This is a genomic window from Anaerosinus sp., assembly GCF_965318445.1.
Map to the genome: position 1 here is coordinate 124,641 of NZ_CBDNNH010000004.1, position 13,468 is coordinate 138,108.

13 protein-coding genes are annotated in these 13,468 nt (G+C 33.5%); all 13 read right to left on the reverse strand.

Annotated features, from left to right (window positions below):
- Nucleotides 1-7 precede the first annotated feature (7 nt).
- The 13 genes from ACWZFG_RS03855 to ACWZFG_RS03915 all read right to left on the reverse strand — a co-directional run bounded on the left by ACWZFG_RS03855 (nt 8) and on the right by ACWZFG_RS03915 (nt 13,466).
- On the reverse strand, nt 8-400 hold the full coding sequence (locus ACWZFG_RS03855) for a TIGR04086 family membrane protein (protein ID WP_455577122.1): 393 nt from the start codon (nt 398-400) through the stop codon (nt 8-10).
- 106 nt (nt 401-506) lie between these two features.
- The gene (locus ACWZFG_RS03860; RefSeq protein ID WP_177503164.1) at nt 507-1,241 is read right to left on the reverse strand and encodes a 7-carboxy-7-deazaguanine synthase QueE; all 735 of its coding nucleotides are present in this window, start codon (nt 1,239-1,241) and stop codon (nt 507-509) included.
- Nucleotides 1,234-1,620 carry a 6-carboxytetrahydropterin synthase QueD gene (gene queD, locus ACWZFG_RS03865; protein ID WP_147668312.1) on the reverse strand — a complete coding sequence of 129 codons (387 nt, stop codon included), beginning with the start codon at nt 1,618-1,620 and terminating at the stop codon, nt 1,234-1,236. The genes ACWZFG_RS03860 and queD overlap by 8 nt, the downstream gene beginning before the upstream one ends.
- 65 nt (nt 1,621-1,685) lie before the next feature.
- Entirely contained in the window at nt 1,686-2,963 is a 1,278-nt protein-coding gene (locus ACWZFG_RS03870) for a glycosyltransferase family 2 protein (RefSeq protein ID WP_177503166.1), read from the reverse strand.
- Nucleotides 2,964-3,047: 84 nt separating this feature from the next.
- Nucleotides 3,048-3,716, reverse strand: coding sequence for a CDP-diacylglycerol--serine O-phosphatidyltransferase (gene pssA, locus ACWZFG_RS03875; RefSeq protein WP_418626486.1), 669 nt, complete (start codon nt 3,714-3,716; stop codon nt 3,048-3,050).
- Nucleotides 3,713-4,351 carry a phosphatidylserine decarboxylase family protein gene (locus tag ACWZFG_RS03880; RefSeq protein WP_177503170.1) on the reverse strand — a complete coding sequence of 213 codons (639 nt, stop codon included), beginning with the start codon at nt 4,349-4,351 and terminating at the stop codon, nt 3,713-3,715. The genes pssA and ACWZFG_RS03880 overlap by 4 nt, the downstream gene beginning before the upstream one ends.
- A 154-nt stretch (nt 4,352-4,505) precedes the next feature.
- On the reverse strand, nt 4,506-5,240 hold the full coding sequence (locus tag ACWZFG_RS03885; protein ID WP_418626485.1) for a WecB/TagA/CpsF family glycosyltransferase: 735 nt from the start codon (nt 5,238-5,240) through the stop codon (nt 4,506-4,508).
- Nucleotides 5,241-5,298: 58 nt separating this feature from the next.
- Nucleotides 5,299-7,251, reverse strand: coding sequence for a transglycosylase domain-containing protein (locus ACWZFG_RS03890; protein ID WP_177503175.1), 1,953 nt, complete (start codon nt 7,249-7,251; stop codon nt 5,299-5,301).
- A 108-nt stretch (nt 7,252-7,359) separates the two neighbouring features.
- Entirely contained in the window at nt 7,360-9,150 is a 1,791-nt protein-coding gene (aspS, locus tag ACWZFG_RS03895; protein WP_177503177.1) for an aspartate--tRNA ligase, read from the reverse strand.
- A gap of 1 nt (nt 9,151) precedes the next feature.
- The gene (hisS, locus tag ACWZFG_RS03900; RefSeq protein WP_455577123.1) at nt 9,152-10,417 is read right to left on the reverse strand and encodes a histidine--tRNA ligase; all 1,266 of its coding nucleotides are present in this window, start codon (nt 10,415-10,417) and stop codon (nt 9,152-9,154) included.
- 19 nt (nt 10,418-10,436) lie between these two features.
- A complete protein-coding gene (hemZ, locus tag ACWZFG_RS03905; protein WP_177503181.1) occupies nt 10,437-11,924 on the reverse strand; it encodes a coproporphyrinogen dehydrogenase HemZ in 1,488 nt (495 codons plus the stop codon).
- Nucleotides 11,914-12,372 (reverse strand): Fur family transcriptional regulator, encoded by a 459-nt coding sequence (locus ACWZFG_RS03910; protein ID WP_147668293.1) that lies wholly within the window; start codon nt 12,370-12,372, stop codon nt 11,914-11,916. Before ACWZFG_RS03910 ends, hemZ begins: the two co-directional genes overlap by 11 nt.
- Nucleotides 12,372-13,466: an AI-2E family transporter gene (locus tag ACWZFG_RS03915; protein ID WP_455577124.1), complete on the reverse strand. Its 1,095-nt coding sequence runs from the start codon at nt 13,464-13,466 to the stop codon at nt 12,372-12,374. The genes ACWZFG_RS03910 and ACWZFG_RS03915 overlap by 1 nt, the downstream gene beginning before the upstream one ends.
- Between the last annotated feature and the right edge of the window lie 2 nt (nt 13,467-13,468).

The following is a 13,468-nucleotide window of genomic DNA, read 5'->3' on the forward strand; positions in this document are numbered from 1 at the left end:
CCTAACCTCATAAATTTACACCAACTATTCCACCAAAAGCTCCAGCAACTATGCCTAAAATTATTTTATATAAAACAGCCTGGTAAAAAAATATTTCTTGTACATAACCAAATCCCAATAACAAAATGATTATGCTATAGATAAATCCTATAGCAGCCCCTAGCCAAAAACCTTTTTCCCCAACGAAATAAGAAACTATTAAACTACCAATAAAAATACTAAAACAATGAATTGCCATGACTAAGTAATACATTATAGATTCTGAAATCGAAAAATCAGAGAAAAATACAATGCAACTTAACCCAACTAAAGACATAAGTGTACTAAGAAAAGTAATGATCATCCCATTAGAAACATTACGCCAAAATTTTAAATTTCCTGGTTTTCTATATGACTTCATTCTACTTCCCCCAATTGTTTAATTGTAAAATACAATTTTCCCATTAAACAATATGCGGAAAAAGCCTGTTAAATGCCTCAGATAAACTTTCATAAAACAATATTTATCACATCTGATTTATAAATTTATGGGTTTGCGGGATAACCCTCACATCTTCTAAACTTCGCAATGCTAAATTTTGAAATTGAATAACAGCTTCTGGACTTATTGCACAACATCCATTTAAGGGTGTTATAGGTTGAATAATAAATGTAATTTTCTTATTTATTCTTTCTACCAAAGATATTGCTGTTTTGAATTCACTTTCATTTGTTTCCGCTGAAACGACAACTTTAACAAATACTTCTTTTTTATTTGCTATCTTTAAAAATTCTTCATGTTCCCGCCATAATATCTGTTTCGTAAAACTAGGTAATTTTATATCCATACTAATAATATCTATATCATCAATAATGGAAGCTAATTCTTGAGACAAAGTACCATTTGTCTCAAGATATTTCACACTTTTTATTTTTTTCGCCACTTCTTTAAGAAAATCACTTTGGCAAAGCGGTTCTCCTCCAGTAAAGCTAACTGAGTGATGTGGTAACTTTAATAAATTATTTATCCTAGATGAAATTTCAGCAACAGAAAGAGGGTTTTCTATTTCTGTAAACTCACGGTTTCCTGCCGTCTTTTCAACTTTACAATAGAATGCTTTATTATACGAATCAATAGTATCACAATATTGACAACGAAGATTGCATCCTGAAAAACGAACAAAGATTTGCCTACAACCAACATATTTCCCTTCGCCTTGAATTGACGAAAAAATCTCAATAACATTTGTTTCTTTAGACATTTTCTTTGCCTCGGCTATAGCATACTGCTGACTTTGGAGATTCCCATATCTTTATTGATTTCACACAAGTATCGCCAGACAACAACAAACTTTTCGCTAACTCATCATAAAGATATTTTGCTAAATTTTCAGCGGTTGGATTCGTCACTTTAAAGGCATCAAGCTCATTAAGATAGTAATGATCTAAACCTTCAATAATTTTATTTACCTCTTTTTTTAATTCTTTAAAGTCAATTAACATCCCTAATTCATTTAGTTTAGTCCCTATAACATTAACCTCTACACTCCAGTTATGACCATGCAAGCGATTGCACTTTCCTGGATAATCAACAATTCGATGCGCTGCCTCAAATTCTACAATTACAGTTAATTCATACACAATCAATCACCTCAACCATTATTTTTTCAATTATAAGAAAAGGTGAGTATACACTCACCTTTCATCTACTTTACCGTCTCACGGCGTACATTATTATGATTAGTATCTGTTTTATCGAGTAAAATATCCTGATAACTTATTGCCCTAGTATGTTTTGTATGACTCCATTCATGCTGATGTCTATCTAAAAATCCAAGAAAAGTAATTGGAATCCAACTATAAATAAATATTGGGTACAAAATTAAATAACACCAAGTCTTCCATGAAGCTCTTATTCTTAACAAAATAATAACAGGCAGTAAATATTGCCCTATCATAATAATTGTCAATATTTCCGAAGGCATTAAACTGTAAATATTTGTATAAAAAGGCGGAACAAGAAGCTGAATATAGCTTGCAATAACAAATGCCGTAGAAATTAATAAAAAATGTGGTTGTAATAAATGAATACAGCCATCAACAATCCGAATGTCACGCTGTTTTATTCCTTCCTTTATCATCTTAGGAATATAACGCCCAGCAATATCAAAATGACCTTGCGCCCAGCGTTTTCTCTGATTCCATGATTGCATAAAAGTTAAAGGCTTTTCATCATAAACGATCGCATCATGCGCCCAAGTTGTTCGAATCCCTCGCGCTAATACCTTCATCGTAAATTCCATATCTTCCGTTAAACAAGTAGCACCCCAACCAAATTCTTTTAAAATGTCAGTCGAGATACACATTCCTGTACCACCTAAAACACTAGATAAACCAATATTAGATTTTGCTAAATGCCAAATGTGGTTTGTAACCCAAAACGCAATAGCAAAAGTACCCGAAACCCATGTATCGTGTGGGTTTTTAGCATCTAAATAACCTTGTATTAATTTATCGCCTTTGCAAAGGCGATTATTCATTTCTAATAAAAATTTAGGATGCACAAGATTATCAGCATCAAATACAGCTACAGCATCATATTTACGTTCAAGAGTAAATAACTTTCTAAACATCCATTCCATTGCAAAACCTTTACCACGTTCTTCATTGTTGGTGCGTTCACAAACAATTGCACCACATTCACGAGCCACGTTTGCTGTATTATCTGTACAATTATCAGCAACAACATAAATGTCATACATATCACGAGGATAATCTAAGACTTGTAAATTTTCAACTAACTGTCCAATTACCTGTTCTTCATTATGAGCTGCAACAATAACTGCAAAAGTATTTTTCGGAGTTAATATTTTTTTCTCATTTCTTTTCCAAACTCCAAAAAAAGCAATTATAAAATAATAAATTGTGAAGAATACTATGATAGCCTGCATTGGTATCATGATATAATCAAAAATATAGTTCATGGATTTTTCTCCTTTAAAATCCTTTTGTATAGAAGATAAATTTTACATACTAAAATATAAATAAACAATATATGCTTATTTTCATTATTTAGATTCAACTAATCCAAAAAGAGTATTTAATATACCAAAAACAGAATAAACAATAAATGGTACAAATAGAACCGCATCTAACCGAACAAATAAAATGTATGCCCCTAAAAAAGCAGCTAAAAGAGCAGGAAAAATTCTAATTCGCTCTCCCTTACCTTTAAAATCAGGATACTTCACTTTACTTACCATTAAGTACCCAAAAATTAAAACCATCAAAGGGAAAATAATCCCTTGTGGCTTAATATTTAACATAATAAAAGTAGCAAGTACACATCCGCCAGCAGGAATAGGCAACCCCATAAAATATCCTTTTACAACACTAGTATTCACATTAAATCTAGCTAACCGAAGAGCACCACATGTCGCAAAAAAAATGGACGCTACATAACCAAACTCTGCAAAATCTTTCAAATAAAAAGCATATGCTAAAATAGCCGGGGCAACACCAAAAGAAACTAAATCACATAATGAATCAAGCTCCTTGCCAAAATCGCTACTCGCATTAAAAAATCTTGCTACACGACCATCAAGACCATCTGCAACCATTGCTAAAACAATTAAAATTGCAGCCTGATAAAAATTTCCTTGAAACGTAGAAATTATTGATCCCATGCCAAGCACCAAATTCAATGATGTTAACATATTAGGAATTAAACTTTTCATTCCTTAATCCTCCCAATGACTGTCTCGCCACCAACGACTTTATCGCCTTTTTTTACACAAATTTCAACATTCTTAGGCATTACTAATTCCGTACATGATCCAAATTTAATCAGACCATAGCGCTCTCCTTTTTCTAATACATTTCCTAATGTAACCCATGAAACAATTCTACGCGCTAAAATACCGGCAATCTGTGTAACAATAATACGCATATTGCCATTTTCAATACCTATTGTATGACGTTCATTTTCAAAACCTACTGAATCTTTATATGCTGGAATAAATCGACCACAGGTATATTGCTGAAACTTAATCTCACCGTTCATTGGACTTCGATTGATATGAACATCAAAAACGGATAAAAAAATAATTACTTTATTACAGCGTTCATTTACGAAGTCATTTTCATCTACTTCCACAATTCCCATAACCTTACCATCAGCTGGAGAAACAATTAAATTCTTATCAGTCGGTATTTGTCTTTGCGGATTGCGAAAGAAAAATGTAAAAAAGGCTGCTAAAACAATCGGAAAAACAGTCCATAATGGATCTATAAAATACCCGACTAAAACAGCAAGCAGTAAAGCAATTGCAATAAATATATATCCTTCTTTTATCACAGGAGCTTTAACCATAGGAATCCACCTCCACTTAACAACAATTTTATACTATTATGATGAGCCATGTCTAAATTATTATATCTTTAAGCGTTAGCTTCTACATCTTTCTAAATTTAATAAAGTTCGCGCTCATTTCCCAAGTTATTATAATACAGTATACCATTCTTGTCTAATATTTTTTGTCCTGCAAGACTTTGATTACAAATTTAGGCAAAGCTATTAATCTACAAATTCTTTTCGGTTGCAGCATCCCTCGATATAGCCATTCTAATTTTGCCTTTTGCATCCATAATGGAGCTCTTTTTACTACACCAGCCATTACATCTAAAGTCCCGCCAACACCAATGGTAACTGGCACATTTAGTTCATCAAAATGTTTTTTTATCCATTTTTCTTGTCGAGGAACACCTAATGCAACCAAAAGAATATCCGGACGTAATTTTTGAATTTCCTGCACTACCATTTTTTCTTCCTCTACAGAAAAATAACCATCGTGCGTTCCTACAATATTTACACCCGGATATTTGGTTTCAGCATAAACCTTCGCTTTTTCCGCAACACCTGGAGATGATCCTAGAAAGTAAAAACTTTCCTTTCCATTTTTCAATTTGTTTAAAAGGTGCTGAACTAAATCATATCCTGCCACACGCTCTTTCATCGGATAACCTAATTTGTTAGAAGCCCAAACAACGCCAGCTCCATCAGGGACAACTAAATCAGCCGAATTAAGAATTTCCTGCAATTCTTTATCCTTGCTTGCCATCATAACCATTTCCGCATTTGCCGTAGCAATTAAATGTATTTTATCAGATTTTAAAAAATCATCGATAATAACATCTATAGCATCGTTCATCGTAATAATATTAATTGCTACATCTAAAACAGATACTTTTTTTCTTGACACAATTATACTCCTCATTTATTATCCAAATTTTAAACATTATTTTCATTGTATCATAAGATTATAGCTTCGGCAATCCAGGAAAATTAAACCACCATTTATTCTTTTTCTCTCTTTCGCTTCCTTTTTCTTCTTTCGGTAAAATTTTCTCTATTATTTTATCCGTAAATCGTTTTGGTTCGGTTCCTTTTATAAATGCACTATATTCATGATCTTTACAATTCGCCTCTGCCAGCTCTCCTGTATTCGCACAAATATCGATACCTTTTATAATCGTATCTGGAACAGAAAAATCTTTTTTTTGCTTATTAGAAATCGCCTGCTTCATAAATTCTCCCCACATTTCGGCTACTTGTGTACCCGATAAATCTGTAGGTACTCGATTATCATTTCCCACATAAATTCCAACTAATAAATCAGGAATGTAACCAATAAACCACGCAGTTTCATAATTATCTGTTGTACCGGTTTTTCCGGCTGCCTCTCTGCCTATATTTGCCCCACTTGCAGTTCCATTATAAATCGTTCCCATTAGCATATCCGTCATAATATATGCTGTTTCTGGACTTAATACTGCACTTTGTTGCGTTGTGAAAGTATCTAAAACTTGATCATGCTCATTACGAACCTCTAACACAGCAATCGGTTTTGATAAGATTCCTCCATTCGCAAATGCTGTATACGCAGTTGATAAATCTAATAAATTTACTCCAGCACTTACTCCCCCCAACACAGTCGCTAAATGTTCATCTGCTTTTGTAATCGTACTAAGGCCTAAGTTATTAGCTAATTGAATAACATCATGCATACCTGCCTGCTGCCCAACCTTTACTGCAACAGTATTAACTGACCATCTTAAAGCCTTTTTCAACGTCATTGCACCACGATATTTATTATCATAGTTTTGTGGCTTATAACCAGCAATATTAATAGGTTCATCAACCATTACTGTATTTGTCTTCATTCCTTTGTTTATTGCAGTCGCATAAACAATTGGTTTAAAAGCTGATCCAGGTTGTCGATATTCATCAGTAACTCGGTTTAGCTGACTTTCACTATAATTATTACCTCCAACCATTGCATGAATATATCCATTACTTGGATTAATTGCTACAACAGCACCTTGATACTCTTTTAATGTTTGTTCGGCAATTTTTTGCAAGCGCATATCTAACGTAGTATAAATCTTCAATCCACCAGTATAAACCTTTTCTTCCCCATATAAATCAACTAATTCCTTTGCAACATAATCGAGGAAATAAGATGCCTTTACACTTCTTTCTCGCTTTGATTTTATTTTCAAAATTTCTTGAGTCGCATCCGCTTTCATCGCTTCTGTGATATATCCTTGTAAGTACATCCCATTTATAACGGTATCTCTTCTTTCTTTCGCTCGTTCTATATTATTATATGGAGAATAATAGATTGGCCCTTTTGCTAAACCAGCGATCATTGCACTTTCACTTAAATCTAAATCACCTGCACTCTTTCCAAAATAAGCTTGTGATGCCGCTTCAACACCATATGCTCCTTCACCTAAATAAATTTGATTTAAATATGCATGTAAAATTTCCTCTTTAGAAAATCTTACATCTAATTTTATAGCTAAAATTGCTTCTCTAATTTTTCTAAGCAGCGTACGGTCTTGATTGAGAAACATTCCTCTAGCTAACTGTTGCGTTATTGTACTTCCGCCTTCTGCGATATCTCCACTTGTTATATTTACAACTAAAGCACGAGCAATCCCTATAGGGTCAATTCCACGATGCTGATAAAATCTTGTATCTTCATTTGCTATAATTGCATCTATTAAATAAGGAGACATTTTATTTAAAGGTACAACAACACGATTTTCTTCAAATAGCTTAGCAATTAACTCTCCATGAATATCATATACTTGTGATGCTGACATTAGCTTTAACTGATTCATATCCTGCGCATCCGGAAGCCCACTAAAAACATAGGCAAAACTCCCGAGCGCTAAAAAAATCATTGTAATAAATATTTTTAGCATCGAAATCCTCCTTTTTTATATCATAAATATATTACAATAAAAAAACGCAAAGTATACTATCTTTACTCTAGTATACCTTGCGTTTACATTTATTACTATTAAATTTAATTAATTTTTCTTGGTAAGTACAGATGTTCTAATAGATAACTCTTTTAATTGTTCTGGCGCCACTTCTGAAGGAGCTTGTGTCATTACACAAGTTGCACTTTGTGTTTTAGGGAATGCGATAACATCGCGAATAGATGAACGTTTTGCCATTAACATAATCAAACGATCTAATCCAAAAGCAATTCCGCCATGTGGAGGCGTTCCATATTCAAATGCATCAAGCATAAACCCAAATTTCAATCTTGCATCTTCTTCTTGCATACCAATTGCTTTAAATACACGTTCTTGTATATCACGATTATAAATACGTAAACTACCGCCACCAATTTCAGTTCCATTAAGAACCATATCATATGCTTTTGCTTTTATTCTACCAGGATCTGTTTCTAAATATTGAATGTCTTCCTCTCTAGGCGCAGTAAACGGATGGTGCATTGCTACCCAGCGTTTTGCATCTTCATTATATTCAAACATTGGGAAATCAACAACCCATAGGAAAGATAATTTATCTGGATCAATAAGATTACGACGGCGTCCCATCTCTAGTCTCAATTCGCCTAAAGCATGTGCAACTACTGAAGGTTTATCTGCAATAATTAACAATAAATCTCCGGCTTCAGCTTGTGTTGTTTCTTTAATTTTCGCTAATATATCATCAGAGAAAAATTTAGCAATTGGAGATTTAACCCCATCTTCAGTATAACAAATCCAAGCTAAGCCTTTCGCGCCATAAATCCCAACATACTCAACTAGTCCATCTAGCTCACGACGTGGAATTCCTGCATAGCCTTTAACATTGATTGCTTTTACCTGTCCGCCAGCTTCAAGTACAGATTCAAATACTTTGAAATCAGACCCCTTTACAGCTTCAGATAAATTCATTAATTCCATACCAAAACGAAGATCTGGTTTATCCGAGCCATATTTGTCCATAGCTTCATCCCAAGTAAGACGTTTAAATGGCAATTCAATCTCTGCATCAATTGCCTGTTTAAACATTTCTTTTGTCATATCTTCCATCATCGTAAGAATATGTTCACTATCAATAAAGGACATTTCAATATCCAATTGTGTAAATTCCGGTTGACGATCAGCACGCAGATCTTCATCACGGAAGCAACGTACGATTTGGAAATACTTTTCATAGCCAGCAACCATTAAAATCTGTTTGAAAATTTGCGGAGACTGTGGTAAGGCAAAAAATTTACCTGGATTTACACGACTAGGCACTAAATAATCTCTAGCACCTTCTGGTGTGCTTTTCGTTAACATTGGTGTTTCAATTTCAACAAATCCTTGTTTGTCTAAGAAATCACGCATCACTTTTGTCACGCGGTGTCTAAGCATAAGATTTCTTTGCATCTCTGGTCTACGTAAATCTAAGTAACGATATTTTAAACGCAATGTTTCATCCACATCAATATCGTCTTGAATATAAAACGGTGGAGTTTTGGCTTTATTTAAAATTCTAAGCTCTAAACAATTAACTTCAATTTCTCCAGTTTCCATATTCGGATTTACTGTTGCTTGATCTCTTTTATTAACAATACCCCTAACTGCAACAACGAATTCTGAGCGTAAAGTCTCAGCCTTCTTAAACTCATCTTCTCCCATTTCAGAAGAAAATACAACTTGTACAAAACCAGAACGATCACGTAAATCTACGAAAATTAATCCACCATGGTCACGTCGTCTTGCAACCCAGCCACATAAAACAACTTCATTGTCGGTATTTACTGCTCTTAAATCTCCACAATGATGTGTTCTTTCCAATCCTGCTAATGTTTCCATTCTAATCTTTCACCTCAAAATTTAAGTTCTTCACTACTTCTGCTGCTTGAATTTTTGTTTGTTCACTTGTAAACATGTTTTTAAGCATAACACTTTTTTCACGAACTTCATCTTCACCAATAATAATTGCATATTTTGCGCCCAACTTATTCGCTTGCTTCATCTGTGCCTTCAAGCTTCTACCCGCAAAATCCATGTCTGCTCTATATCCAGCCAAGCGTAAGTTATATAATACTTTAAATGCAGCTGCCTGTGCCTTTAGCCCAAGAGGTACTACCAACGCAGCTAAAGACGCATTTTCATTCGGTATTAACCCCTGCTTTTCCAGTGCAAGCATTACGCGTTCAATTCCAATTGCAAAACCAATGCCCGGTGTAGATGATCCACCACACTCTTCAATTAAACCATCATAACGCCCACCCCCGCAAACTGCACTCTGTGCGCCAAGCGGCGAATATTGTATCTCAAAAGCCGTTTTTGTATAATAATCAAGTCCTCGAACTAATCGGGGATTTAAGATAAATTCTATATCAACAGCTCTTAATAACTCTTTAAGTTGATCAAAATGATCATGACAATCCTCGCATAGGCAATCCGCCATTTCTGGAGCGCCTTGAGACAAAGTCGTACATTTCTCATTTTTACAATCCAAAATTCTCATCGGATTTCTCTCAAAACGCGATTGACAATCCGGGCACAAATCCTTTACTTTATCACGCAAGAAATCTTGCAATTTTTCTCTATATACTGGACGACATTTTGGGCATCCTACTGAATTTAGCTGTAATTTCAGCTCATTTAGGCCAAGAGATTTTAAAAATTGCGTAGCCAAAATAATAATTTCTGCATCAATCGCTGGATTTGCAGTACCAATTGCTTCAACTCCAAATTGATGAAACTGACGATATCTGCCAGCCTGTGGTCGATCATATCTAAACATCGGCCCGATATAAAACAACTTGTTTAATGTTGTATCTGCGTATAGTTTATGTTCTAAATAAGCGCGAACCGTCGCAGCTGTATTTTCTGGACGTAGTGTAATGCTTCTTTCGCCACGATCCTTAAACGTATACATCTCCTTAGAAACTACATCCGTAGTTTCTCCAATACCTCTTAAAAACAATTCTGTATGTTCAAAAATAGGGGTACGAATTTCTTTATACCCAAATAAATCACATACATTGCGAATCGTTTTTTCTACATATTGCCACTGTCCGCTAACGCTTGGTAAAATATCTTGCGTTCCACGCGGTCCTGTAGTTAGCATAAGTAAAATCTCCTCCTTATTAACCAAACAAAAATTGCAACAATTCTTGTCGTCTTTGCATATATTTATCTATATTTTGCATATAGGTAATTAAATCTTTTGGCTCAAATGCTGTTTCCATTGTCAGATTCTCTGTGTCAACAACTTTTGTCGTTGCTGATGGACCAATTCCTATAATCGTTTGACGTTCTTCCATAATTTGAATATTATAAAGTCCTTCCGCACCAGCCTTGCTATATCCTATATTTTCAAGATTTCCTCGCATATACCCTTGTCGATATAAATAATAAGGCTCCATATCCATTAATTTTGCATATTGCTCTGTAACATCAAACATTTTCAAAGCAGTATCATCATCTGGCAACTGATAAGTATCTACATTTAACTTAAGCTTAGATCCCTTTTTTAAGGCTAATGTATGTACTGTTAAATTGTCCGGATTTAATCCTTTTATCTTTTGCATCGTATCCTCAACATCATTCACCGTTTCACCAGGTAAACCTATGATAACATCCATATTAATATTTTGCATGCCTGCCTGACGAAAATTATCGAATAGTTCTATTATATCCTGTGTAGTATGCTTTCGTCCAATATATTGTAAAGTTTTTTCTTGCATAGTTTGCGGATTCACACTAACTCTATTTACACCATAACGAACCATACTTGCAATTTTACCACTATTTACACTATCTGGTCTACCTGCTTCGACAGTAAATTCTATAGTTTCTGACACAAAAAAATTTTTATGAACAAGTTCTAATAAATTTTCAAATTCTTCATTTGGCAGGCTAGTTGGTGTTCCCCCACCAATATAAATGCTTTGCACAATAAGATTATGTTTTTTTATTGATTCATAAGCATTCATTATATCTTTTTTTAAAGTTTGCAAAAAGCCTTCTAATATATCTTTTTTCGGCAAAACATAAGAAGGAAACGAGCAATACAAACATTTAGATAAGCAAAATGGAATTCCTATGTAAACACTTACTTTGCGAAATGATGAAGTCTTTAAAAAACTCCGTTGTTTAAAAGCCAAATTAGTAATTAAATTAGCTTTTCTATCACTTACTGCATAATCATTTTTCAGCCTTTCAATAATTTCTTCTTTTGAAAAATTTCTATCAATGAATTTATGAACAATTTTTGTCGGACGAACTCCATGTAAAATTCCCCACGGGGCTGAAGGCATTGATAAAAAAGAACTAAATACTTTATATAAATTTAACTTGATTAATCTTCTTACACCTGCTTTTAGATTTTCATCAGAGTGAACTTGATTTTCTTCAATAAAATACTTTGATTTTCCATTTAAACTCACAGCGATAAATTCTGTTTTAACCTTCGTATTTAACTCATTCTCAGTTACTATATTTTTAACAGAAAAAGAAGCATAATCTATCGACTCTTCATTTGTAATTTTAATATTAAAAAGATTTAATATTTCATTTACTATTTTAACAATAACTTGATCTTTACTATTCAAACTAAACTTTTTAATTTTCACGTTTTTTTTGGCACTCCTGACAGTAACCGTAAAACTTAACTTGATGATCTACGATATTAAAATTGCTTTTTTTTGAAATTAACTCTTCTAAATTTTCCAATAAATCTTCCTCAAATTCTTTAACGTTTCCGCATTCTAAACAAATAATATGATGATGATGATGTTGTTTTTCATCTCTTTTATTAATTTCATATCGACTTCTTCCATCACCAAAATCAATTTTTTGCAAGATATCCATATCGCTCAATAATTCAAGACTCCGATAAACGGTTGCTAATCCAATTTCCGATCCTTGTTCCCGCAAAATCTGATGAACCTCTTCAGCACTTAAATGTTCATCATGATTTTCAATAAAAACTTGCAATACAATTTGCCGTTGCGGAGTTAATTTACATTGCCGTTCTTGTAATCTTTTCTTCAACTCTTCCATTGTAATCATAACAGTCATTAAGATTTCTCCTCTTCAATCCAAAAATGTTGCATAAAAATATTAAGTAGCGCTGTCACAGGCAACGCCAAAAGCATTCCTAAAACCCCCAAAAATTGTCCACCAATTAGTAAACTGATGATAATTATCACCGGATGTAAATTTACACTTTTCCCCATAACGCGTGGTAAAATTACATGATTCTCTAATTGCTGTAGAAAAAAACAAAAAATCGCTACTTTTAGTCCTAACTTAGTAGATACGGCCAGTCCTAATATAATTGCAGGAACAGCACTAAGAATCGGTCCAATAATCGGGATAGCTTCCGCCATAGCTGCTAAAGTAGCTAAAACAAAGGGATATCCTATGTTCATTTGATAAAATCCTATAAATGAAATCGTACCAATAATTATACATAACAAGAATTGACCTGTTAAAAAATCGCTAATAACTGTTCCCATTTCATAAATAATTTTTTTTGCTTGTGATTGGCTTCGCAGGGAAAATAAGCTTATTACCCAATCTACAATTACATTCCAGTCTTTTAATAAATAAAAAGTTAAAACAGGAATAACAATTAATTCCACACTCCGTGATAAAAAGGAAAATGAAAGGCTAGCTATGTTTTTTAATAGATTAAAAGAAAATACTGCGCTTTTAGAAATTGCTTGTTGTAGCATGATAAAAATTTGCTCCGATTGCTCACGATATATCCCACTGTTTACAATTGGAATAATTACATTATCTTTGATAAGATCAAGCAATTGATCTATCGTAACTAACATTTGCGGAACATTTTTGTATAACTTTTCTATTTCCTCAACTAAAGGTATAACTAAAATACTTAAAAGCCCAATTGCAATGGTTACTGCAAATAAAAAAGCAATAAAGATAGCTGGAATCTTTCCTATTTTTAATTTGTAAACCTTTATATTTGTCAGCCTGTTCACTATAGGATAAAGAATAAATGATAAACCAACAGAAGCTAAAATAGGAAGATATATAGATTTAGCTTCCATAAAAACATAAAAAAAACTTACAATAACAATTGCCTTAAAGACTAATGTTGAAGATACTTTCATCTTAGATGAACCTCCAAGTAAATCTATTGGCAATC

What these genes read in the sequence shown, in the direction of transcription:
- ACWZFG_RS03855 (WP_455577122.1), bottom strand. Translation starts at nt 400, where the DNA reads ATGAAGTCATATAGAAAACCAGGAAATTTAAAATTTTGGCGTAATGTT.
- ACWZFG_RS03860 (WP_177503164.1), bottom strand. Translation starts at nt 1,241, where the DNA reads ATGTCTAAAGAAACAAATGTTATTGAGATTTTTTCGTCAATTCAAGGC.
- ACWZFG_RS03870 (WP_177503166.1), bottom strand. Translation starts at nt 2,963, where the DNA reads ATGAACTATATTTTTGATTATATCATGATACCAATGCAGGCTATCATA.
- pssA (WP_418626486.1), bottom strand. Translation starts at nt 3,716, where the DNA reads ATGAAAAGTTTAATTCCTAATATGTTAACATCATTGAATTTGGTGCTT.
- ACWZFG_RS03880 (WP_177503170.1), bottom strand. Translation starts at nt 4,351, where the DNA reads ATGGTTAAAGCTCCTGTGATAAAAGAAGGATATATATTTATTGCAATT.
- ACWZFG_RS03890 (WP_177503175.1), bottom strand. Translation starts at nt 7,251, where the DNA reads ATGCTAAAAATATTTATTACAATGATTTTTTTAGCGCTCGGGAGTTTT.
- aspS (WP_177503177.1), bottom strand. Translation starts at nt 9,150, where the DNA reads ATGGAAACATTAGCAGGATTGGAAAGAACACATCATTGTGGAGATTTA.
- hisS (WP_455577123.1), bottom strand. Translation starts at nt 10,417, where the DNA reads ATGCTAACTACAGGACCGCGTGGAACGCAAGATATTTTACCAAGCGTT.
- ACWZFG_RS03910 (WP_147668293.1), bottom strand. Translation starts at nt 12,372, where the DNA reads ATGACTGTTATGATTACAATGGAAGAGTTGAAGAAAAGATTACAAGAA.